The organism is Pseudomonas sediminis (assembly GCF_039555755.1).
In the GTDB taxonomy this organism is placed as follows: Bacteria; Pseudomonadota; Gammaproteobacteria; order Pseudomonadales; family Pseudomonadaceae; genus Aquipseudomonas; species Aquipseudomonas mendocina_D.
On sequence record NZ_CP154631.1, the window covers coordinates 2,278,383 to 2,300,041 of the forward strand.

17 protein-coding genes and 1 pseudogene are annotated in these 21,659 nt (G+C 64.7%); 9 read left to right on the forward strand and 9 right to left on the reverse strand.

The genetic code is table 11. The features are described from left to right. Window positions 1–195 precede the first annotated feature (195 nt). A complete protein-coding gene (locus AAEQ75_RS10835; RefSeq protein ID WP_099522839.1) occupies window positions 196–1,290 on the forward strand; it encodes a GlxA family transcriptional regulator in 1,095 nt (364 codons plus the stop codon). 102 nt (window positions 1,291–1,392) lie between these two features. Here the strand turns inward: AAEQ75_RS10835 and AAEQ75_RS10840 are convergent, their stop codons facing one another. From AAEQ75_RS10840 to AAEQ75_RS10875, 8 genes are all read right to left on the reverse strand, one after another. Further along, window positions 1,393–1,644 carry a hypothetical protein gene (locus AAEQ75_RS10840; RefSeq protein WP_099522838.1) on the reverse strand — a complete coding sequence of 84 codons (252 nt, stop codon included), beginning with the start codon at window positions 1,642–1,644 and terminating at the stop codon, window positions 1,393–1,395. A 206-nt stretch (window positions 1,645–1,850) separates the two neighbouring features. Beyond that, a complete protein-coding gene (locus AAEQ75_RS10845) occupies window positions 1,851–2,624 on the reverse strand; it encodes an electron transfer flavoprotein subunit beta (protein WP_099522837.1) in 774 nt (257 codons plus the stop codon). Window positions 2,625–2,725: 101 nt separating this feature from the next. Further along, on the reverse strand, window positions 2,726–3,955 hold the full coding sequence (locus tag AAEQ75_RS10850) for an electron transfer flavoprotein subunit alpha/FixB family protein (protein ID WP_343352274.1): 1,230 nt from the start codon (window positions 3,953–3,955) through the stop codon (window positions 2,726–2,728). Between the two features lie 37 nt (window positions 3,956–3,992). After that, entirely contained in the window at window positions 3,993–5,954 is a 1,962-nt protein-coding gene (gene dgcB / locus AAEQ75_RS10855) for a dimethylglycine demethylation protein DgcB (RefSeq protein ID WP_343352275.1), read from the reverse strand. 128 nt (window positions 5,955–6,082) lie between these two features. Beyond that, window positions 6,083–8,143: a dimethylglycine demethylation protein DgcA gene (dgcA, locus tag AAEQ75_RS10860; protein ID WP_343352277.1), complete on the reverse strand. Its 2,061-nt coding sequence runs from the start codon at window positions 8,141–8,143 to the stop codon at window positions 6,083–6,085. 84 nt (window positions 8,144–8,227) lie between these two features. Then, window positions 8,228–8,758 carry a DUF5943 domain-containing protein gene (locus tag AAEQ75_RS10865; protein WP_075933537.1) on the reverse strand — a complete coding sequence of 177 codons (531 nt, stop codon included), beginning with the start codon at window positions 8,756–8,758 and terminating at the stop codon, window positions 8,228–8,230. A 191-nt stretch (window positions 8,759–8,949) separates the two neighbouring features. Further along, on the reverse strand, window positions 8,950–9,927 hold the full coding sequence (locus tag AAEQ75_RS10870) for a dipeptidase (protein ID WP_099522832.1): 978 nt from the start codon (window positions 9,925–9,927) through the stop codon (window positions 8,950–8,952). A 183-nt stretch (window positions 9,928–10,110) separates the two neighbouring features. Beyond that, window positions 10,111–11,055 (reverse strand): GlxA family transcriptional regulator, encoded by a 945-nt coding sequence (locus tag AAEQ75_RS10875; protein WP_343352283.1) that lies wholly within the window; start codon window positions 11,053–11,055, stop codon window positions 10,111–10,113. A 247-nt stretch (window positions 11,056–11,302) separates the two neighbouring features. Between AAEQ75_RS10875 and choX the strand changes: the two genes are divergently transcribed. From choX to AAEQ75_RS10895, 4 genes are all read left to right on the forward strand, one after another. Next, window positions 11,303–12,235 carry a choline ABC transporter substrate-binding protein gene (gene choX / locus AAEQ75_RS10880; RefSeq protein WP_343352285.1) on the forward strand — a complete coding sequence of 311 codons (933 nt, stop codon included), beginning with the start codon at window positions 11,303–11,305 and terminating at the stop codon, window positions 12,233–12,235. Window positions 12,236–12,334: 99 nt separating this feature from the next. Then, the gene (locus AAEQ75_RS10885; RefSeq protein ID WP_125835013.1) at window positions 12,335–13,222 is read left to right on the forward strand and encodes a 3-keto-5-aminohexanoate cleavage protein; all 888 of its coding nucleotides are present in this window, start codon (window positions 12,335–12,337) and stop codon (window positions 13,220–13,222) included. Between the two features lie 214 nt (window positions 13,223–13,436). Continuing rightward, window positions 13,437–14,402 (forward strand): L-carnitine dehydrogenase, encoded by a 966-nt coding sequence (locus tag AAEQ75_RS10890; RefSeq protein WP_343352287.1) that lies wholly within the window; start codon window positions 13,437–13,439, stop codon window positions 14,400–14,402. Window positions 14,403–14,513: 111 nt separating this feature from the next. Continuing rightward, window positions 14,514–14,987, forward strand: a complete 474-nt coding sequence (locus tag AAEQ75_RS10895) for a thioesterase family protein (RefSeq protein ID WP_343352289.1) — start codon at window positions 14,514–14,516, stop codon at window positions 14,985–14,987. 57 nt (window positions 14,988–15,044) lie between these two features. On the opposite strand, the gene AAEQ75_RS10900 is transcribed toward AAEQ75_RS10895, so the two are convergent. Further along, window positions 15,045–15,440 carry a YkgJ family cysteine cluster protein gene (locus AAEQ75_RS10900; RefSeq protein ID WP_074676458.1) on the reverse strand — a complete coding sequence of 132 codons (396 nt, stop codon included), beginning with the start codon at window positions 15,438–15,440 and terminating at the stop codon, window positions 15,045–15,047. Between the two features lie 232 nt (window positions 15,441–15,672). Between AAEQ75_RS10900 and AAEQ75_RS10905 the strand changes: the two genes are divergently transcribed. The 4 genes and pseudogenes from AAEQ75_RS10905 to AAEQ75_RS10920 all read left to right on the forward strand — a co-directional run. Beyond that, window positions 15,673–19,269, forward strand: a complete 3,597-nt coding sequence (locus AAEQ75_RS10905) for a DUF2339 domain-containing protein (RefSeq protein ID WP_343352293.1) — start codon at window positions 15,673–15,675, stop codon at window positions 19,267–19,269. Then, window positions 19,266–20,609: a DUF3999 domain-containing protein gene (locus tag AAEQ75_RS10910; RefSeq protein WP_343352295.1), complete on the forward strand. Its 1,344-nt coding sequence runs from the start codon at window positions 19,266–19,268 to the stop codon at window positions 20,607–20,609. Before AAEQ75_RS10905 ends, AAEQ75_RS10910 begins: the two co-directional genes overlap by 4 nt. A gap of 199 nt (window positions 20,610–20,808) precedes the next feature. Further along, on the forward strand, window positions 20,809–21,036 hold the full coding sequence (locus AAEQ75_RS10915; protein ID WP_343352366.1) for a histidine kinase N-terminal 7TM domain-containing protein: 228 nt from the start codon (window positions 20,809–20,811) through the stop codon (window positions 21,034–21,036). After that, window positions 20,994–21,638, forward strand: a pseudogene (locus AAEQ75_RS10920) (GGDEF domain-containing protein); the annotation flags it as partial. The gene AAEQ75_RS10915 and the pseudogene AAEQ75_RS10920, both read left to right, overlap by 43 nt. Window positions 21,639–21,659 lie beyond the last annotated feature (21 nt).

The following is a 21,659-nucleotide window of genomic DNA, read 5'->3' on the forward strand; positions in this document are numbered from 1 at the left end:
CTCTTGGATTCGCGTCAAGAAGCCCGTCTGGCGCGCCACGCATGGAAGGCTCTGTTTTTATTGAACGCTTGATCAATTTAGGCATGACCTTTGCGTAGAGATGCATAGCCACCGGGTTTTCAGACCTGGCCAGGATAAAACAGAGGCCCACTTCAATTGGGCTCACACCGTGCTTAGCGTGAGAGGGTTCCATCAATGTCGCAGTTCAGCCAAGGGGCGCATCCCCAGAACCGTGTCGCCCAGTCCATCGGCTTCCTGCTCCTGGACAACTTCACCCTGATTTCTCTCGCTTCGGCGGTAGAGCCCCTGCGCATGGCCAACCAGCTTTCCGGCAAGGAACTGTTTCGCTGGCATACCCTGACTCATGATGGCCTGCCGGTCTGCGCCAGCGATGGCTTGCAGATCACCCCGGACGCGGCCATGCAAAGCGCGCCGGCGCTGGATGCGGTGATCGTCTGTGGTGGCGTGGATATTCAACACAGCGTCAAGCGTGAACATGTCAGCTGGCTGCAACTGCAGGCGCGCCAGGGGCGCCTGCTTGGTGCTGTGTGCACCGGCAGTTGGGCGCTGGCCAAGGCCGGTCTGCTCGACGGCTACGATTGCAGCGTGCATTGGGAGTGCCTGGCCTCGATGCAGGAAGCCTTCCCGCGTGCGGCCATCACCACTCGCCTGTTTTCCATCGACCGCAATCGCCACACCTCCTCTGGCGGTACCGCGCCGATGGACATGATGCTGCACCTGATCGGTCAGCAGCATGGCCGCGAGCTGGCAGCCGGCATCTCCGAAATGTTCATCTACGAACGTATTCGTAACGAGCAGGATCACCAGCGTGTACCGCTCAAGCACATGCTTGGCAGCAACCAGCCGAAGTTGCAGGAAATCGTCGCACTGATGGAGGCGAATCTTGAGGAGCCGATCGATCTCGACGAGCTGGCCTGCTTCGTCGACATCTCCCGTCGTCAACTCGAGCGCCTGTTCCAGAAGTATTTGCACTGCTCGCCGTCGCGTTACTACCTCAAGCTGCGGCTGATCCGTGCGCGCCAGTTGCTCAAGCAGACCAGCATGTCGATCATCGAAGTGGCCTCGGTTTGCGGCTTCGTCTCCACCCCGCATTTCTCCAAGTGCTACCGCGAGTACTTCGGTATTCCGCCACGCGACGAGCGCGCTGGTCAGCAGGGTAACAACCTGGTGGTGCTGTTGCCGATCCCTGAGCAGCAAGCTCATTCCGGTGCCATGTTGGCGCTCAACCGTGCCCAGGGCGAGTCGACTTTCGCCAGCGTACGTATTTAGGTCGAGCTGCAATGAAAGCGGGGCGCCAGTGGCGCCCCGTTTTCATTGTGTCGTTGCTGTAGGGCGTCCGTCCGTAGGGTGTGCCATGCGCACCGAGGAATATCAAGCCGGCTTGGGCACCAGCGCTGGCAGTAGGTGCTTGCTGATGGCTTCGCGCACGTTGGGCAGCAGGGTGGCGCTGCCGCCGAGCAACTCCTCCACCAGATGACGCAAGGCCACGGCGCGTTCGGCGCTGAGGCCGCTGACGGCCAGCTCGCAAGCCTGCTCGGGCGTGACGCCTGCTGGAATGCTTAGGCCCAACGCGATCAGGCGTTCACGGAAGTCTTCCTGGTCGATCAGATCGGCATGCATCATGGTCGTGGCTCCTTGTGGAAAAGCAGGCGTTTAAAAACGTAGGCGAGGCAGCCAGTGCAATACCGATGGCGGCCCCGCAAAAACAGGCGAAAAACGGCCGGGGTCGCGACCGACTTTACGACTTGTAAATGAGCATTTGACCGGGCTGGCGTTCCAGCCTGTTTTTAACGCCGCAATGGCAACGCAGGTAGTTTTTAAACTGCCTGCTAGCGCAGGACGCCTTCTTCGATCAGTAGCTTGAAGATAGCCTCTGCTCCTTCCTGTGGCGAGACATCCTTGAGGATCTGGCCGCCGCCACCACTGGCTTTGGCTGTAGCTGCCTTCATCCGTTCCGCGCCGGTCTTGGCCTTGATCACCTTGAGACGCTTGGGCCGCGGCTTGGCCGGCTGCAGACTGGCCTCGGCCAGCAGCGTGTCATCCACCACCGTCACTTCATGTGCTTCGATCTGTCCGCGTCGTGCCGGGCCAAAGGCGCTCTGGCGAGCGACGGGGGCGGCGTTGTCGACGCTGGCCACGCACGGCAAGCGCACCTTCAGGCGACGCCGCTGGCCACGTGGCAGTGCTTGCAGCACCTGGGCTACGCCGTTCTCGACCTTCTCCACTTCGGCCAGGCCAACGACCATCGGCCAGCCCAGCCGCTCGGCGAGCAGGAACGGCAGCATGCCCGAGCCTTCGCCGGTTTCCGCCTGGCTGCCGGTGAGCACGAGCTGCGTGCGGCTGCCTTGCAGGTAGTCGACCAGCAGCGGCAAGGCGTCGGCGCCTTCGGGCTGCTCCAGCACGTCGAGCTGTTCCAATCCCATGCCCAGGTAGCCGCGCAGGGCTTCGGCCTGGGGATCGCCAGCGTGCAACAGCTGCAGATTCTGTCCGGCCAGACGCAGGCCGAGCTCCACCGCGCGGGCGTCCTGCTCGGCACGCCGTGGGCGAGCGGAGGTCGGGTGAGCGCCGACCGAGACCAGGGCGACGATATTCAGATCAGTCATGGTGGCAACCTCGAACCGTGGTAGCGGCTCTAGCCGCGATCTGGCCAAGCACGCAATCTGTCGCGGCTGAAGCCCCTCCCACGAGGGAGCATTCGTGAGAGTTAGGCCGCATCACGTTTTCCTTCCTGGCGCCAGGCCGCGACGCGCTCCATCAGCGCTGCGAGGATCGCTGCCGAGTCACCGATCACCGAGAGGTCGGCACGTTTGATCATGTCGCAGCCGGGGTCCATGTTCACTGCCACCACCTTGTCGCAGGCACCGATGCCCTGCAGGTGCTGGATGGCGCCGGAAATACCGACAGCCAGGTAGACGCGAGCGGTGACCCAGGTGCCGGTGGCGCCGACCTGACGGTTGCGCGGCATGAAGCCATCGTCGACCGCCACGCGCGAGGCACCTTCGGTGGCGCCGAGAGTGATGGCGGCCTGATGGAACAGCTTCCAGTCCTTCACGCCGTTGCCGCCGGAGAGGATGAATTCGGCCTCGGCCATGGGAATTTGTGCCGGGTCTACGGCTACCGGGCCGAGATCTTCGACGCGCGGCAGGCTGTGCGCGACTTTTTCAGCCAGCTCCAGCGAGCGGACTTCATGGCGGGTGTCGCTGACCGGCTCGGCGCATTCGGCGGCGGCCAGGATCAACCGTGGCAGCGCGCGCTGGATATCCTGCTGGCCACTGCCGGCACGGCCGATGGCCTGCTCGCCGGCGACCTGCCAGACGCGCGTTGCAGGACGCTCACCGAGCTTGGCAGCTAGGCGCCGACCCAGTTCGCCGCCACCGGTGCGGCTGTCGGGCAGCAGCCAGTGGCGCGGCGCCAATTGGCTCTCCACGGCGCTCAGCGCCAGTACGCGGGCTTCTGGGGCGTAGCCGTCGAAAGCGTCGCCCTGGACGCGCAGTAGACGGTCGACGCCGGCTGTGTCGAAGGCGCCTTCCTTGTCTTCGCCGAAGATCACGGCGACTACGGCACCTCTATCGCCGGCCAGCTTGCGCGCCAGGCCGAGCAGATCCTTGTCATGGCTGGACAGACGCCCGCCGACCATGTCCGGTACCACGCAGATATGGAATGCCGGTTGCTCGACGACGTGCAGCGGTAGTTGCACCTCGACGCTGGCGCTGCTGCGTTTGCCGGCAGTGCCCTGCTGGGCGCCGCTGCGGTCGATGCGCTTGAGCCCGGCCGGGCCGACGAAACCGGCGGCAATGACGTGCGGGTTCTTGCGGATGATGCCATTGGGGCCCATCCAGCTGGTTTCGGCCTTCTGCATCGAGGCATGCAGTGGATGCAGGCGGTTGCGGGCGATCCACTCGGCGCGTGGGTCGCGGCGGATTATGTCGCTCATGCCTGGGCCTCCTGGATGCGCTGGGATTGTTGTTTCATCACTGCACCTCCGCCAGTTCGCGCTTGGCGGCGGGGCGTTTGGCCGCTACGTCGGTGGCTTCGATCAGCACTTCGGCGACCAGCTCGGCGATGTCCTTGATCTCCGGGCGCGGGGCGACCACGCCTTCGAGCATCGCGGTGCATTGCGGGCAGCCGACGGCTACCAGTTCGGCGCCGGTTTCCTTGATGTCTTCCATGCGCATGTCGGGAATCCGTTGCTTGCCGGGGATGTCGGTGATCGGCGCGCCGCCGCCACCACCGCAGCAGCGCGAGCGAAAGCCCGAGCGTTGCATCTCCTTGACTTCGATGCCGATGGCCTTGAGCACCGCCCGCGGCGCCTCGTACTCACCGTTGTAGCGGCCCAGATAGCACGGGTCGTGGTAGGTGACCGATCCGCCCTTGTGTTGGCCCAGGTTGAGGCTGCCGCGCTGCAGCAGGGTTTCAATGAAGGTGCTGTGGTGCATGACCTGGTAATTGCCGCCCAGGGCGCCGTATTCGTTCTTCAGCACATGGAAACTGTGCGGGTCGCAGGAGACGATGGTCTTGAAGCGGTACTGGTTCAGCGTGGCGATGTTGCGTTTGGCTAACTGCTGAAAGGTCGCTTCGTCGCCGAGTCGGCGGGCGACGTCACCACTGTCGCGCTCTTCCAGGCCGAGCACGGCGAAGTCGACGCCGGATGCCTTGAGGATCTTCACGAAGGCGCGCAGGGTGCGCTGGTTACGCATGTCGAAGGCGCCGTCGCCAATCCAGAACAGCACCTCGGCGCTGCTCTTGTCGGCCATCAACGGCAGGTTCAGGTCTGCCGCCCAGTTCAGCCGGCCACTGGGTGCGAAGCCGCCCGGGTTGTCGGTGGCGATGAGGTTTTCCAGCACCTCGGCGCCCTTGTTCGGGGTCGAGCCCTTTTCCAGGGTCAGATGACGACGCATGTCGACGATGGCATCGACGTGTTCGATCATCATCGGGCACTCCTCCACGCAGGCACGGCAGGTGGTGCACGACCATAGCGTGTCGGCATCGACCAGGGCTTTGCCCTGCAGGGAGACGATCGGCTGGTGCGGGCCGCCACTGTGTTCACCAAGCGGCTTTCCTGGGTAGGGCGAGCCCGCGAATTTGGCGTCGCTGCCACCGGCCAGGCCGATGACCATGTCCTGAATCAGCTTCTTGGGGTTGAGCGGCTGGCCGGCGGCGAAGGCGGGACACATGGCTTCGCACTTGCCGCACTGCACGCAGGCGTCGAAACCGAGCAACTGGTTCCAGGTGAAGTCGGTGGGTTTTTCCACACCCAGCGGGGCTTTCGGGTCGTTCAGATCGAGCGCCTTCAGGCCGGTGGAGCGCCCACCACCGAAGCGTTCGCTGCGGCGGTGCCAGGCCAGGTGCAGAGCGCCTGCGAAGGCGTGCTTCATCGGCCCGCCCCAGGTCATGCCGAAGAACAGCTCGGAAACGCCCCAGGCCACGCCAACGGCGAGGATCGCCGCCAGTACCCAGCCGCCGAAGTCGGCGGGCAGAATCCCGGCCACCGGCAGGGTGGCGATGAAGAAGCTGCCAGCGAACATCAGCAGGCTTTTCGGCAGGCGCATCCACGGGCCTTTCGACAGGCGCGAGGGTGGGGCCAGGCGGCGCTTGGCGACGAACAGGGCACCGGTGAACATCAGCACCGTGGCAGCCAGCAGGGCGAAGCCGAGGATGCGGTTGTGCAGGCCGAAACCGTGCACGACGATGGCCAGCACGGCCGCCAGCACGAAGCCGCCAGCGGTGGCCACGTGGGTCTTGGACATGTACTTGTCGCGCTCGACCACGTGGTGCAGGTCCACCAGATAGCGCCGCGGCATCTTCAGCAGGCCGCCGATCCAGTCGACCTTGGCCGGGCGGCCGCGGCGCCACATGAAGAAGCGCCTGGCCGCGCCGATGACCGCGAGGGCCAGGGCGGCGAAGAGCAGAATGGGTAGAAGGGTGTTCAGCATCGGTCTGTCCTCACCGGACGAGATGTGGTGGGAGCGGGCCGGCCCGCAACCGGGCGCAGCCTTGGCGCAAATCAATCGCGGGCATGGACTAGGCGTCCCCGCCCGCTCCCACAAGGGCGTCGTTTAGATCAGAAGTCTTTGCACAGGCGCAGGGCGTCGTAGATCGCCGCGTGCACGTTGCGTTGGGCCACGCAGTCGCCGATACGGAACAGCAGGTAGCCGTCGCCCGCCTCGGACAGGCACGGCTGCGGCTTGATCGCAAACAGCGCCTCGACGTCGATCTGGCCCTTGTTGCGCGAGCCGTCCTTGAGCCCGTAGTACAGGCCCTCGTCCGGGCGCACGCCGTTCTCGATGACGATCTGGTCGACCACCCGCTCTTCCCGGGCGCCGGTGTATTCGTTCTCCAGCACCGCGACTTTCTTGTCGCCCTCGGCGTAGACCTTTTCCAGCATCATGTCGCCGGTCATGACCACTTCCTTGGGGTACATGCTGCGGTAGTAGGTCGGGAAGGTGGTGCCGCCCATGGCCACACCGGGCTTGATGTCGTCGGTGACGATCTCCACCTGGCTGCCTTTCTCGGCCAGGTAGTCGGCCGCCGACATGCCGGTGAATTCGCAGATGGTGTCGTACACCAGCACGTTCTTGCCGGGTTCGACCTTGCCGCTGAGGATGTCCCAGGCGCTGACCACCAGGCCTTCGGCCGCGCCCCAGTGTTCGTTCTGTTCGAGGAAGGCGTGGCCGCCGTTGGCCAGCACCACGATGTCCGGGCGCAGGTCGAGGATGGTCGCTTCATCGGCCGCCGTACCCAGGCGCAGGTCGACGCCGAGGCGGGCGATTTCCAGCTGATACCAGCGGGTGATGCCGGCGATCTGGTCGCGTTGCGGGGCGCGGGCGGCGATGCTGATCTGCCCGCCGAGGCTGTCCTGCTTCTCGAACAGGGTCACGTCGTGGCCACGCTCGGCAGCCACGCGGGCGGCTTCCATACCAGCCGGGCCGCCGCCGACGATCACCACCTTGCGCTTGGCGCCGGTGGTCTTCTCGATGATGTGCGGCACGCCCATGTATTCGCGGCTGGTCGCGGCGTTCTGGATGCACAGCACGTCCAGGCCCTGGTACTGGCGGTCGATGCAGTAGTTGGCGCCTACGCATTGCTTGATCTGGTCGATCTGGCCCATCTTGATCTTGGCGATCAGATGCGGGTCGGCCATGTGCGCGCGGGTCATGCCGACCATGTCGACGTAGCCGCCTTCGAGGATGCGCGTGGCCTGGTTCGGGTCCTTGATGTTCTGCGCGTGCAGCACCGGCACCTTGACCACTTCCTTGATGCCGGCCGCCAGGTGCAGGAACGGCTCCGGCGGGAAGCTCATGTTGGGGATGACGTTGGCCAGGGTGTTGTGGGTGTCGCAGCCCGAGCCGACCACGCCGATGAAGTCGAGCATGCCGGTGGCGTCGTAATAGGCGGCGATCTGCTTCATGTCCTCGTGGGACAGGCCGTCGGGGTGGAATTCGTCACCGGTGATGCGCATTCCCACGCAGAAATCTTCGCCGACTTCGGCGCGCACCGCCTTGAGCACTTCCATACCGAATTTCATGCGGCCTTCGAAGGTGCCGCCCCATTCGTCGGTACGCTTGTTCACGCGTGGCGACCAGAACTGGTCGATCAGGTGCTGGTGCACGGCGGACAGCTCGACGCCGTCCAGGCCGCCTTCCTTGGCGCGGCGCGCAGCCTGGGCGTAGTTGCCGATGATGCGCCAGATTTCCTCGACCTCGATGGTCTTGCAGGTGGCGCGGTGTACCGGTTCACGGATGCCGGACGGCGACATCAGGGTCGGCCAGTGGAAGCCGTCCCAGCGCGAGCGGCGGCCCATGTGGGTAATCTGGATCATGATCTTGGCGCCGTGCTTGTGCATGGCGTCGGCGAGATTCTGGAAGTGCGGGATGATGCGGTCGGTGGCCAGGTTCACCGAACTCCACCACTGCTGCGGGCTGTCGATGGCCACGACCGAGGAGCCGCCGCAGATCGCCAGGCCGATGCCGCCCTTGGCCTTCTCTTCGTAGTATTTGACGTAACGCTCGGTGGTCATGCCGCCGTCGGTGGCGTACACCTCGGCGTGAGCCGTGCTGAGTACGCGGTTACGGATGGTCAGTTTGCCGATCTGGATCGGCTGGAACATTGCTTCGAAGGCCATGACCTTCTCCTCGATTCGACGGCTGCACTGCGTTCACGGTCAATGCGGGGTGGAGCGCCTAGCGAGTGGCGCGCCTGTTGTTATTCAGAGCGGGCGGGTGACGAACAGGCCATCGTCGTGGCCTTCTTCCGAGCCGCCATATTCCTGCACGGTGACGGTGCGCAGGCTGCTGCCCTTGGCGGACAGGATCTGGTCGATGGCGCCGGAGAACCAGCCGGTGAACATGTAGTCCACCTTGCGGCCGACCTTGCCGTACACGTACACGAAGGCCGAGTGCTTGAGCTTCACTTCAGCGTAGCCGGCGTCGATGTCCAGTTTCTGGATCTCGAACAGGCCCCAGCCGCGCTGCGACAGGCGCTTCATGTAGTGCTCGAACACCGCATCGCCCTGCAGGCCATGGCACTCGGCTTCCTTCTCGCACCAGTGCCAGGCGGACTTGTAGCCGGCCTTGTAGAGAATCTCGGCGTACTTGTCGGCGCCGAGCACTTCCTCGATGCCGCGGTGGTTGTTGACGAAGAAATGCCGCGGCACGTACAGCATCGGCAGGGCATCGGTGGTCCATACGCCGGTTTCGTCGTCGACCTGAATGGGCATTTCGGGGGCGTGGGTGGCCATGTGTTGTTAACTCCAGAATTCGTTGTCTTGCATGTTTGAACGGTGCGGATGAATGCCTGTGGAGCCGTAGCGAGCACGCCGAGAGCAAGGAGACCCGCAGCGACAAGCGAGAGCAGTACGACTGTACGGCGAGCTTGTCGCGAGGACGCGACGCAGCTATCGGTGTGCGCAGTAGGCTCCGGAGGTATTCATCACTCGCCCCAGACGTCTTTCAGTACCCTTACCCAGTTCTCGCCCATGACCTTGCGCACCACGCGCTCGGGCATGCCGCGTTTGAGCAGGGTCTCGGTGAGGTTGGGGAATTCGCCCACGGTGCGGATGCCCAGTGGGTTGACGATCTTGCCGAAGCTGGTCAGGCGGCGGGCGTAACCTTTGTCGTGGGTCAGCCACTCGAAGAATTCCTTGCCGTGGCCCTGGGTGAAGTCGGTGCCGATACCGATGGCGTCTTCGCCGACGAGGTTCATCACGTACTCGATGGCCTCGGCGTAGTCGTCGATGGTCGAGTCGATGCCCTTGGCCAGGAACGGCGCGAACATGGTCACGCCGACGAAGCCGCCGTGGTCGGCGATGAACTTCAGTTCTTCATCGGATTTGTTGCGCGGGTGTTCTTTCAGGCCCGAGGGCAGGCAGTGCGAGTAGCAGACCGGCTTCTTCGATTCGAGGATGACTTCCTCGCTGGTCTTGGAACCGACGTGGGACAGGTCGCACATGATGCCGACGCGGTTCATCTCGGCGACGATCTCGCGGCCGAAGCCGGACAGGCCGCCGTCGCGTTCATAGCAGCCGGTACCGACCAGATTCTGTGTGTTGTAGCACATCTGCACGATACCCACGCCGAGCTGCTTGAACACCTCGACGTAACCGATCTGATCTTCGAACGCGTGGGCGTTCTGGAAGCCGTAAAGGATGCCGGTCTTGCCCTGTTCCTTGGCTTTACGGATGTCGGCGGTGGTGCGCACCGGGATGACCAGGTCGCTGTTCTCGCGGATCAGGTTGTTGCTGGCGACGATATTGTTCACCGTGGCCTGGAAACCTTCCCACACCGACACGGTGCAGTTGGCCGCGGTCAGGCCGCCCTTGCGCATGTCTTCGAACAGTTCGCGGTTCCACTTGGCGATGATCAGACCGTCGATGACGATGCTGTCGGCGTGCAATTCGGCTGGGCTCATCAGGCTTGTCCCCTAAACAGATGCGCCGAGTCGGTCGTCGGCGCTTTGGGGAGAGCTTATCCCTGGGGGGCAGGGCGACCCGGTGCAAAAACGACTGGGGGTTTGCCGAAAGCGTCAAGCCGAGGTCGCGAACGGATATGTGGCTCTGCAAGTGGCATCCCGTTCCTACGGGCAGGTGTGCATTCAGGCTGGCCGTTCGTGACGATCCTGGCTGGGGCTGACGGCGAAGCGCCTGCGGTAGCTGCGCGAGAAGTAAGAGGCCGAGTCGAAGCCGCAGGCAAGGCTCACCTCAAGTACGCTGAGATCGCTCTGGCGCAATAGCTGGCGGGCCTTTTCCAGGCGCAGATCGAGGTAGAAGGCCGAGGGTGTGGTCGCCAGGTGGTGGCGGAACAACCGCTCCAGCTGGCGCACGGTGATGCCGGCCAGCTCGGCCAGTGCCTCGCTGGACAGCGGTTGCTCGCACTGGCGCTCCATCTCGCCGACCACCCGCACCAGCTTCTTATTGCGCAGGTCGTAGCGGCTAGCTACCTGCATGCGCTGGTGGTCCAGACGGGTGCGGATGCGGCTGACCACGAACTGTTCGGATACCTGCACCGCCAGCGGCTCGCCGTGTTCCTGGCCGATCAGACCGAGCATCAGGTCGAGGCTACTGGTGCCGCCGGCGCTGGTGATGCGCCGGCCGTCGATCTCGAACAGTTCCTGGGTGACCAGCAGCGTCGGGTAGCGTTCGCGAAAGGCATCGATGGCTTCCCAGTGCAGGGTCAGGCGCTGGTGCTGGAACAGACCCGCTTCAGCCAGCACGAAGCTGCCGGTGTCGATGCCGCCGAGGATCGCCAGTTCCGGCTCGCGTCGTTGCAGCCAGTGCGCCAGATGATGGTCGTAGTGGGCCAGTGGCTCGAAGCCGGCGACCACGAACAGCGCCTGGCTGTCAGCGGGCAATTCCAGGCTGTCGTCGACGTTGAGCGACATGCCGTTGCTGGCCTGCACGGCATTGCCATCCTGGCTGAGCAGGCGCCAGCGATACAGCTCGCCGCGAAAGCGATTGGCCACGCGCAGCGGTTCGATGGCTGACATCAGGCCCATCATCGAGAAGCCGGGCAGCAGCAGAAAGCAGAAGGTCTGGGGCATACAGGTCACGACACGGGTGCAGGGTTACGGGCATACCGAGAGATTAATGGGCCAGTATCGCTTTCACACAAGAAAAAGTCGGCATAGGTAAATAAATAGTCGTTCAAGTGCGAATGTTGCATCGAATCGAAGCGTAAGGTGTTTTCATCGGGAGACGAAAGTCCCCGAGCACGGTGGGGGTTCTGTCCGTTGGCAGGCCTCTAGAAGAACGAAATAGAACCGCTGTGACACGATGAGGAGCACCCAGATGAAAGGTCTTACCGCGCTGGCCGCGTGCTGCACCCTGAGCCTGTTCAGTACCTCCCTGCTGGCCGACGACGCCAGTTGCAAGAACGTTCGAATTGGCGCCGTCGGCTGGACCGACGTGGTCGCCACTACCGCTGTCGCCAGCGAGCTGCTGAGTGGTCTCGGCTACGAAACCAAGCAGACCCAGGCGTCGCAACAGATCATCTTCGCCGGTATCCAGAAAGGGCAGATCGATGCCTTCCTCGGCTACTGGAAGCCGATCATGGACGACAACATCAAACCCTTCCTCGATGCCGGCGCGGTCAAGGTCGCGGCCGAGCCGTCGCTGGATGATGCGGTGGCGGTGCTCGCGGTACCGAGCTACACCGCCGACAAGGGACTGAAGACCCTGGCCGACATCGCCAAATTCAAGGACGAGCTGGACAGCAAGATCTATGGCATCGAAGCTGGTTCGGGCGCCAATACGGCGATCCAGAAGATGATCGACTCCGACCAGTTCGGTCTGGGTGGCTTCAAACTGGTGGAGTCGAGTGAAGCGGGCATGCTCGCCGCCGTCGGTCGCGCCGTACGCAACGAGAAACCGGTGGTGTTCTTCGGCTGGAAACCGCACCCGATGAACCTGTCGATGCAGGTCACCTACCTGACCGGCACCGACGACGTGTTCGGCCCCAACGATGGCGCCGCCACGGTGTCCACCGTCACCGCGCCGGACTACGCCGAGCGTTGCCCTAACGCCAACCGCCTCCTCACCAGCCTGCGCTTCACCAGCCAGCAGGAAGCCGAGCTGATGCAGCCGATCATGGACCGTAAGCCGGCCGCCCAGGTGGCGCGTGACTGGATCAAGGCCAACCCGCAGGTGGTCGATGCCTGGCTCGAGGGTGTCACCACGCTGGACGGCAAGCCGGCCAACGCCGCGCTGGTCGCCGGTAACTGATAGCACGGCGCCGGTTGATCCGGCGCCAACTCCCTTTTTTGCATAACGCCTGCGGCCCCGCCGTCGGCACTCGTTCGCCTCTGGAAAGGACAGTCGAAAATGAATTACGAGGTTATCGTCACCTGCGCGGTGACCGGCGCTGGCGACACCGTCGGCAAGCACCCGGCGATCCCGGTCACGCCCAAGGAGATCGCTGCCGCCGCCATCGAGGCGGCCAAGGCCGGTGCCACCGTCGCCCACTGCCATGTGCGCGACCCGCAGACCGGCAAGCCGAGCCGCGACGTGGCCCTGTACCGTGAATTGGTCGAGCGCATTCGTGAAAGCGATACCGACGTGATCATCAACCTCACTGCCGGCATGGGCGGTGATCTGGAAATTGGCCGAGGCGAGCAGCCATTGGAGTTCGGCGCCGGCACCGATCTGGTCGGGCCGATCACCCGCCTGGCGCATGTCGAGGAGCTGCTGCCGGAAATCTGCACCCTGGACTGCGGCACGCTGAATTTCGGCGATGGCGACTTCATCTACGTCTCCACCCCGGCGCAACTGCGCGCGGGCGCCAAACGCATCACCGAGCTGGGGGTGAAGGCCGAGCTGGAAATTTTCGACACCGGCCACCTGTGGTTCGCCAAGCAGATGATCAAGGAAGGCCTGCTGGACGACCCGCTTATCCAGCTGTGCCTGGGCATTCCCTGGGGCGCGCCGGCCGACACCACGACCATGAAGGCCATGGCCGACAACCTGCCGCCAGGCATCACCTGGGCTGGCTTCGGCATTGGCCGCATGCAGATGCCGATGGTCGCCCAGGCCATGTTGCTCGGCGGCCACGTGCGGGTGGGGCTGGAGGACAACATCTGGCTGGATCGCGGCGTGCATGCGAGCAACGGCCAACTGGTCGAGCGCGCCATCGAGATCATCGAGCGCCTTGGTGGTCGCGCCCTGACCCCGGCCGAGGGGCGGGAAAAGATGAAGCTCAAACCCAGACGCTAAGCCCGCTTCCTCCCCTCTCCCATTTATGGGGCAAAAGCGGGAACAGCGAAGCACTGCTTCGCCCGCTTTTGCGACCTGAGCTCTGCGAAGGGCTGGGGCACAGAGTGGGGGCCGGGGGAGAGGGCCTGTGAGCATCCCCCGTAGCCCGGACGCAATCCGCGGCATCCCCTAACGCCAATTCCCCGGATTGCATCCGGGCTACCGGAGTTCAACCATGACCTTCGTCACCGATATCAAGACTTTCTCCGCCCTCGGCACCGGCGTCATCGGCGCCGGCTGGATTGCTCGCGCCCTGGCCCATGGCCTCGACGTCATCGCCTGGGACCCGGCGCCCGGCGCCGAGGCTGCGCTGCGCACGCGGTTGGCCAATGCCTGGCCTGCGCTGGAAAAACAGGGCCTGGGACCCGGCGCCGCACTGGATCGCCTGCGCTTCGTCAGCACCATCGAGGACTGCGTACGCGATGCCGACTTTATCCAGGAAAGCGCGCCCGAGCGCCTCGAGCTCAAGTGCGAGCTGCACGCGAAGATCAGCGCCGCCGCGCACCCGGATGTGTTGATCGGCTCCAGTACCTCGGGCCTGCTGCCCAGCGAATTCTATGCAGACGCTGCGCACCCCGAGCGCTGCGTGGTTGGCCATCCCTTCAATCCGGTGTATCTGCTGCCACTGGTGGAGGTGGTCGGCGGGGCGAAGACCGCCCCGGAGGCGGTGCAGGCCGCCATCGAGGTCTACCAATCGCTGGGCATGCGCCCGCTGCATGTGCGCAAGGAGGTGCCGGGCTTTATCGCCGACCGCCTGCTCGAAGCGCTATGGCGCGAGGCGCTGCACCTGGTCAACGACGGCGTGGCGACCACCGGCGAGATCGACGATGCGATCCGCTTCGGCGCCGGCCTGCGCTGGTCGTTCATGGGTAGCTTCCTGACCTACACCCTGGCCGGCGGCCCGGCCGGCATGCGCCACTTCATGGCCCAGTTCGGCCCGGCGCTGAAACTGCCCTGGACGTACCTGGAGGCGCCGGAACTGACCGATGGGTTGATCGATGCGGTGGTCGAAGGCACCGCCGAGCAGCAGGGCGAACGCAGCCTGGATGCCCTGGAGCGCTATCGCGATGACTGCCTGCTGGCGGTTATGGAGGCGATTCGCCAAACCAAGGCCAAGCACGGCTTCGAGTTCGCCGAGTAACCGAGTCATTCCCGGTGCGCACGGCGCACCCTACAGACCGACTCCAATCTAGCTCCTCTCTCCCACTTGTGGGAGAGGGGCTGGGGGAGAGGGCCTCATCGGAAGCCGAGCATGAATCTGCCACCCTATCGCACCACCATCTCCCCTGACTGGGTCGACTACAACGGCCACTTGCGTGACGCCTTCTACCTGCTGATCTTCAGTCATGCCACCGATGCGCTGATGGACGTGCTGGGCCTGGATGAGGCCGGTCGCGCCCGCACCGGCCACACGCTGTACACCCTGGAGTGTCACCTGAACTTCCTGGCGGAGGTGAAGGAGGGCGAGCGGGTGGAGGTGCGCACCCAGCTACTGGCGCACGACGCCAAGCGCTTGCATATCCATCACGGCCTCTATCGGCCGGGCGAAGAGGCCAGCTTGGCGGAAAGCGAACAGATGCTGATGAACATCGACAGCGCGGCCGGCCGCGCGGCGCCATTCGACGAGCAGGTGGCCGAGCGGGTGACGCACCTGGCTGCCGAGCAGCAGAACCTGCAACGTCCTGTCTGTGTCGGGCGTGTTATCGGCCTACGCCGCGCTTCGTAGGGTGTCGCGGGGCCGCCCAGGTTGTGCGCACCAGCGTCACTGCCCGCGCAGCAACCCTTATTTGGGCTTATACGCGCAATACCCTGGCCGTGGGCCGACCTTGGGATGGTGGCGGCAGGTGTCCGGGCGCTTGTCGTAAACGGTGCACAGGCGCGTCTTGCGATCAAGGAACAGGCAGTCGTTATTGGACATGCGGATCAGGGTGAAGATGCCTGACTTCTGGTTGAAGCGCTCGACGATGCCGTCCTTCTGCAGGCGTTTGGCGATATTTTTCGGCGGCTCGCTGCGCTCGAACTCGTCCACCAGCTCCAGGCGGATCAGATCGTTCAGGCGCACCTCAACCGGCATGGTGCAGCAGGTGGACATGCAGCTGTGGCACATGTCGCTGGTGTATTTGGCCCAGGTTTCCAGGCGGTCGATCTCTGCAGCGGCTATCAGGCGGGGCTTCATCATGGTTTTGGCTATCGTGCGGTCTGCGCCGCTGCTGTCACGGGGGCGGCGATAATAGCGGGCGCGGGGCGTTTGTGAAGCACCGGCTGGCGGCTGATCGTTTTCCGTTGTGCCTGTGAACAGCTTGGCAGTCGTCTCCCTGGGTGTGGGTCGGCGCGGCTCCTATACTGTGGCTCGTCTCGGGCGGCCAGCAGGAACGTGAGGCGACTTCTTTCTCAAGATTGGGACATAACGCATGCAATGGATTTTCATGCTGGTCGGTTTGGTGCTCGGTGCGGGCGTCAGCGAATCGGTCACAGGCGCGCTGCTTGGCGGGCTGATCGGCCTCGGTCTGGGTCAGGCGCTGCGTCTGCAGGGATTGGAGGCGCGCAATGCGCAACTGACTGCGCAGCTCAAGGAATTCGCCGAGCGCTTCGATCGCGGTACGCGCGCCATGCATGAACGCCTGGTCAAGGTCGAGCAGGGCGAGCGGGGCGAGCGGGGCGAGCCGCAACCTGCTCCCGTCGAACCCGTCGCCAGTCCAGCACCAGAACTGCCACCCGAGCCGGCCGTTGTCGAAGAAGCGCAGCCGGAACTGGACTGGACGCTGCCGGAACTCGAAATCCCTCCAGCCGAACAGCCTGTCCCACTTGCCGCACAGGTCGTCCACGAGCCGCAGCCTGGTCCCCAGCAGAGCCCCTGGCGCGAGCAGGGCCCGCGCGAGCCGAATCTGATCGAACGTGGTATCGCTGCTGCCAAGGCCTGGTTGTTCGGTGGCAATACCGTGCTGCGAGTCGGCGTGGTGCTGCTGTTTCTCGGTCTGGCCTTCCTCCTGCGTTACGCCACCGAAGGTGTCGAGGTGCCGGTAGAGCTGCGTTACATGGGCGTCGCGGCCAGTGCCCTGGCCTTGCTCGGCCTGGGCTGGTGGTTGCGCCGGCGCAATCGCAACTACGCCCTGGTGTTGCAGGGCACCGGCATCGCCGTGCTGTACCTGACGGTGTTCGCCGCCATGCGCCTGCACCCATTGCTCGACCCCGGCATGGCGCTGGGGTTGCTGGTGGCGGTGATGCTGTTCTCGGCGATTCTCGCCGTGCAGCAGAACGCCCTGGGCCTGGCGGCTGCAGCGGCGCTCGGCGGTTTCGCCGCGCCCATTCTCACTTCCACGGGGAGCGGCAATCATGTTGCCCTGTTCTCCTACTTCGCCCTGCTCAACGCCGGCATCTTCGCCATCGCCTGGTTCAAGGCCTGGCGTCTGCTCAATCTGATCGGTTTCGTCGGCACCTTCGGTATCGGCCTTGCGTGGGGACTGCGCTCCTATACAGCGGATCTGCTCTGGAGCACCGAACCTTTCCTGATCCTGTTCTTTCTGATGTACGTGGGCATCGGCCTGCTGTTCGCCCGCCGCACCCTGCGTGACGCGACGGATGCGCCCGAGGCGCGTGACGAACTGCTGCGCTGGTCGTTGCGCCGTGGTGACTATGTCGATGCCACCACGCTGTTCGGCCCGCCATTGATCGGCTTCGGTCTGCAGGTGGCGCTGGTACGGCATATCGAGTTCGCCGCGGTGTTCAGCGCCCTCGGTCTGGGTTTCTTCTATCTGTTGCTGGCACGGGTGCTCAAGGCGCGCGCTGGCGACCGTGCACTGTTGCTGGTGGAGACTTGCCTGGCGCTCGGCGTGGTCTTCGCCAGCCTGGCCATCCCACTGGGTCTCGATGCGCGCTGGACGGCGGCGGCCTGGGCCGTGGAGGGCGCCGGTATCTACTGGTTGGGCCTGCGTCAGCGCCGACCGCTGGCGCGGGCTTTTGCCCTGCTGCTGCAGGTGGGCGCGGCCCTGGCCTTCGTCAGTGGTCTGGACGTCGGCCATGAAAGCCTGCTCGATGGCTCGCCGCTGGGCGCGCTGATGCTCGGTGCGGCGCTGCTGTTCAGCTACTGGCAATTGCGGTCGATGCCCGAAGCGGCCAACGCCTGGGAAAATCGCCTGCTGCCCTGGCTCGGTATCGCCGGCCTGGCGTTTCTCTATCTGATCGCACCGCTGCTGTTCGAGGCCCCCGGCACGGCCATCGCCTGGGCGCTGGCGGGGCTGGCGACCCTGTTGGTCGGGCTGCGCATCGCGGCGCCGAGTTTCGTCTACAGCGCCTTCGCCGTGCAACTGCTCGGTGGGCTGCTGTTCCTCGGGCAGATGGCGCTGGACTCGCTGTTCGGACGTGGTGGCTTCAGCGCCGGCTGGCTCGGCCTGCTGGCGGCGTCGATGGTCGGTCTGGGGCTGATCGCCGGCATGCTGCTGGCGGCGCGCGACCCGCAGATTCGCGAGAACCGACGGCTGCTCGGCGTCTTGTCGATGGTGATGCTGGTGGGCCTGGTGTTCATCAACCTGGCCGTACTGTTCGTGCTGCCCTGGGTGGCGGCTGCGGCCGTGTGGGGCGGCACGGGCCTGCTGATTCTGTGGCTGGCGCTGTATCTGCAACAGCGTGCGGCGTTCCTGTTCAGCTTGCTTCTGCAAGTGTTTGCCGGCCTGGCCTTCCTCGCTGCCGGGCCCTTGCTGCTCTCGGGCATCAGTGGCGAGGGCCTGGCGCCGCTGGCGCATACCGGCTTCTGGACGCCCGCTGTGCTCGGCCTGGCCGCACAGATCGGCGCCTGGCGCCTGCAGGGGCTGGCGCGTAGCGGCCGTGATACGGGCATCGATGGCGTCAGTCTGCAGCGCCTGGGCCAGCTGTTGCTGGCCTGGGGGGCGGGCTGGTGGGCCTTGGCTTTGGCCAGTGAAGTGCTGCGTTTCGTGAGCGATAACATGCAGGCCAGCGTGCTGCTGGTACTGGCCGCTGTGTCGAGCCTGGCCTGGATGCTGCTCGCGCTACGCACGGGCTGGCGCGACCTGGCCGTGCTGTGCAGCCTGCTGGCGCCGGTGGCAGGCCTGATTCTGGCCTATGCCTGGCATCCGCTGTATCACCCGGCGGCGAACTATGGCTGGCTGGGTTGGATCGCTGTGATCGCCGCGCATCTGTTGATGCTGAGGCGTTTGAGCGCGCTGCTACCGAACACTGCGGCCAGCGCCGCCCATGTGCTCGGGTGCTGGTTGTTGCTTGGCGTGCTGGCGTTGGAGCTGCGTTATCTGCTGCTGAGCCTTTCCGAGCACTACAACGCCTGGCGCTGGCTGGGTTGGGCGTTGCTGCCGACCGCCTACCTCTGGGCGATGGCGCAGGCGCGCCGACTGCCCTGGCCGGTGGCCCACTTCGAGCGCGAGTACCGGTTGTGGGCGGCGGCACCGCTGGCCGCGCTGATGCTCGCCTGGTTCTGGCTGGCCAATGCCAATAGCGCCGGTGATAGCGATCCGCTGCCTTATCTGCCGCTGTTCAATCCACTGGAGTTGGGTTTGCTGCTGTGTCTGGGCGCGCTGTTTGTCTGGGCACGCGATGCCCTGCCGCGCTTTGGCCTGGAACCTGCGCGTGCACAGCAATTGGTGCAGGGCGTCGCGGGGCTTTCGCTGTTCGCCCTGCTGACCGTGATGGTGATGCGTACCGCGCACCACTGGGGCGGCGTGCCCTGGCAGAGCGCTGCACTGTTCGACTCGATGCTGGTGCAGGCCGGGCTGTCCATCGTTTGGACCCTGATCGCCCTGGCGCTGATGCTCTTCGGCCATTTGCGTGTACGCCGCGAGCTGTGGCTGGTCGGCGCTGCGCTGATCGCCCTGGTGGTGGCCAAGCTGTTCTTCGTCGAGCTGGGCAACCGCGGCGGCCTGGAGCGCATCGTCTCGTTCATCGGGGTCGGTGTGCTGTTGCTGGTGGTCGGTTATTTCGCGCCGTTGCCGCCACGCAAGGTCGATGATTCGGCCGCTAACCAACAGGAGTCTGCCGTATGAACCTCATCCGTTGGGGCCTGCTCCTGGGCCTATCGCTGAGTGCACTCAGCCAGGCCAGTGAGAAACCTCAGGACTATCGGCACAGCGCTGCCCTGCAACTCGCTGGCGAGGGGCCCTGGTATCGCCTGGAGCTGCCCTTCGCTGCTCACCTCGCTGCCGGGCATGGCGATTTGCGTGATCTGCGCGTATTCGACAGCGATGGCCAGATGCAGGCCTATGCGCTGATTCCGGGGCGTAGCGAGACCGTGCAGCAGGAACAGGAGCATGGCGTGCGCTGGTTCCCGTTGCGGGGCCGCGCCGATGCCCAGGAAATGCCTGCGCTGCGAGTCGAGCGCAGTACCACTGGCACGCTGATCGAACTGCGCGGCGATGCGCCGGCCGAAAGCGAGCAGCAACTGCGCGGCTGGTTGCTCGATGCCAGTGCCATCGATGCGCCGCTGGTGCGTCTGAGCCTGGACTGGAGCGGGGCAGAGGACGGATTTCAGCGCTTCAGCATCGAGGCCAGTGACGATCTGCAGCATTGGCGCGGCTGGGGGGAGGGGCAGGTAGCGCGTCTGAGCTTCGCCGATGAGCGTATCGATCAGCGCCAGGCCGAATTGCCTGGGCAGCGTGCCCGTTATCTGCGGTTGCTGTGGCGCAACCCTGCTCAGGCCCCGCAACTGGAGGCCGTTACCCTGCGCAGTCAACGGCAGGCTCATCAGGCTGCGCCTTTGGTGTGGTCCGAGCCCCTGTCGGCGCAGGCCAACGCTGAGGGGCAGTTCCAGTGGCAGTTGCCCTTGTCGTTGCCTCTGGAGCGACTGCGGGTCGAACTGGAACAGAGCAATACGCTGGCGCCACTACGTTTCGAGGCGCGCAGCAGTGATCAGGGCGCCTGGCGCCAACTGGTCAACGGTGTGCTCTATCGCCTGCCCGAGGCTGGGCGCGAAGTGGTGAGCGATGAGTTGACCCTGCCCGGTTGGCCGGTGCGACAACTGCGTGTGCAGGTGGATGCGCGAGGGGGCGGCTTGGGCACGGATACGCCACGTATGCAGGTAGCGCTGCGCGCCACGCAACTGGTGTTTCTCGCACGTGGCGAGCCGCCTTATAGGCTGGCGTTGGGTAGCCCGAGTGCGCAGTCGGCAGCATTGCCGCTGCACACCCTGATCCCCGGTTATCAGCCGGAACGACTGGTCAGCCTTGGTCGTGCCGAGTTGACCGAGGCGTTTGCCTCCCCGGTCGAATCACAGACTGGCCCCGCTCGAGACTGGCAGCGTTGGGGACTCTGGGCTGTACTGCTAGTGGGCGTTGGATTGCTGGCTGCGATGGCCGCCAGTGTGCTGCGTCGCCCGCCAGACGCCTGAGAGGCATGGAGCAACAAAACCCGGCTGCGGCAGGGCTTTTGCAGTATCTTAGGCGCCCCGCGCCAATCCAGCATTGAAGGTCAGGAAGGCCCTTGCGTATTTCGATTCGCGTCATCGCCCAGTCGTCCTGTGTCGCTTGCCTCCGCGACTCACGCACTGCTTCGCCGGGAATGCGGAGGAGTCGCTGATGCAAGCCTGCATGGCTTCCGGCTGGAGTTTCTCGGGCCCCGTACTGGTGACGCTGCTGGTGTGCCTCGGCGTGATTCTGCTGGCGCACTGGGTGACCCGTCAGCGCGACTTTCCCGGACGTGAGCGGTTCATCTTGCTGCATCTGGCCAGCCTCTGGTGGATGGTTACTGCAGCGCTGGAAATTACCTTCCTCTGCACCACCTCAGTGAACTCAAGCTGGCTGAAGCACCGGCGCTGAGCGAGGAGCGCCTGCGCACCATCTCCAGCCTGCATGAACAACTGCGCGAACAGGCCCTGTGTGATCCACTGACGGGGTTGTACAACCGGCGTTACCTGGATGAGTTCTTCGAACGCGAACCGGCCAGGGTGCAGCGCGAGAACCTGCCATTGGCACTGGCCCTGATCGATCTCGATCACTTCAAGCGCCTTAACGACGAGTGCGGACATCTGGTCGGCGACGACGTACTCAAGGCCGTCGCCCAGCACCTGCTGGGCAACCTGCGCAGCACCGATGCGGTGTTTCGTATCGGTGGCGAGGAGTTTTTGCTGATATTGCCGGGCGCCGATCCACGTGAGGCCAGTGAACGCCTGCAAAGCATCGGCACGCAGCTGGCCGCTCAGGAGGTAGCGACCCGTGGTGGCGATCAGCGTGTGACGCTGTCCGCCGGCCTGGCCCATTGGCCTGAGCAGGGCCAGGCACTCGACGAGCTACTGCAGGCTACCGACGCCGCGCTTTATCAGGCCAAACGCGACGGGCGTAACCGCGTCTGCGACCTTTTGCCCGGCGCGGATCTCAGCCATCCATCCCGGCAGGCAGCATTGCGCGGCGACTCGGGTTAAACTGCGCGCGATTTTTCCCCT

Excerpts from the sequence above, each read along its gene's own strand:
- AAEQ75_RS10835 (WP_099522839.1), top strand. The coding sequence starts at position 196 with ATGTCGCAGTTCAGCCAAGGGGCGCATCCCCAGAACCGTGTCGCCCAG.
- AAEQ75_RS10840 (WP_099522838.1), bottom strand. The coding sequence starts at position 1,644 with ATGATGCATGCCGATCTGATCGACCAGGAAGACTTCCGTGAACGCCTG.
- AAEQ75_RS10845 (WP_099522837.1), bottom strand. The coding sequence starts at position 2,624 with ATGACTGATCTGAATATCGTCGCCCTGGTCTCGGTCGGCGCTCACCCG.
- AAEQ75_RS10850 (WP_343352274.1), bottom strand. The coding sequence starts at position 3,955 with ATGAGCGACATAATCCGCCGCGACCCACGCGCCGAGTGGATCGCCCGC.
- dgcB (WP_343352275.1), bottom strand. The coding sequence starts at position 5,954 with ATGCTGAACACCCTTCTACCCATTCTGCTCTTCGCCGCCCTGGCCCTC.
- dgcA (WP_343352277.1), bottom strand. The coding sequence starts at position 8,143 with ATGGCCTTCGAAGCAATGTTCCAGCCGATCCAGATCGGCAAACTGACC.
- AAEQ75_RS10865 (WP_075933537.1), bottom strand. The coding sequence starts at position 8,758 with ATGGCCACCCACGCCCCCGAAATGCCCATTCAGGTCGACGACGAAACC.
- AAEQ75_RS10870 (WP_099522832.1), bottom strand. The coding sequence starts at position 9,927 with ATGAGCCCAGCCGAATTGCACGCCGACAGCATCGTCATCGACGGTCTG.
- AAEQ75_RS10875 (WP_343352283.1), bottom strand. The coding sequence starts at position 11,055 with ATGCCCCAGACCTTCTGCTTTCTGCTGCTGCCCGGCTTCTCGATGATG.
- choX (WP_343352285.1), top strand. The coding sequence starts at position 11,303 with ATGAAAGGTCTTACCGCGCTGGCCGCGTGCTGCACCCTGAGCCTGTTC.
- AAEQ75_RS10885 (WP_125835013.1), top strand. The coding sequence starts at position 12,335 with ATGAATTACGAGGTTATCGTCACCTGCGCGGTGACCGGCGCTGGCGAC.
- AAEQ75_RS10890 (WP_343352287.1), top strand. The coding sequence starts at position 13,437 with ATGACCTTCGTCACCGATATCAAGACTTTCTCCGCCCTCGGCACCGGC.
- AAEQ75_RS10895 (WP_343352289.1), top strand. The coding sequence starts at position 14,514 with ATGAATCTGCCACCCTATCGCACCACCATCTCCCCTGACTGGGTCGAC.
- AAEQ75_RS10900 (WP_074676458.1), bottom strand. The coding sequence starts at position 15,440 with ATGATGAAGCCCCGCCTGATAGCCGCTGCAGAGATCGACCGCCTGGAA.
- AAEQ75_RS10905 (WP_343352293.1), top strand. The coding sequence starts at position 15,673 with ATGCAATGGATTTTCATGCTGGTCGGTTTGGTGCTCGGTGCGGGCGTC.
- AAEQ75_RS10910 (WP_343352295.1), top strand. The coding sequence starts at position 19,266 with ATGAACCTCATCCGTTGGGGCCTGCTCCTGGGCCTATCGCTGAGTGCA.
- AAEQ75_RS10915 (WP_343352366.1), top strand. The coding sequence starts at position 20,809 with ATGGCTTCCGGCTGGAGTTTCTCGGGCCCCGTACTGGTGACGCTGCTG.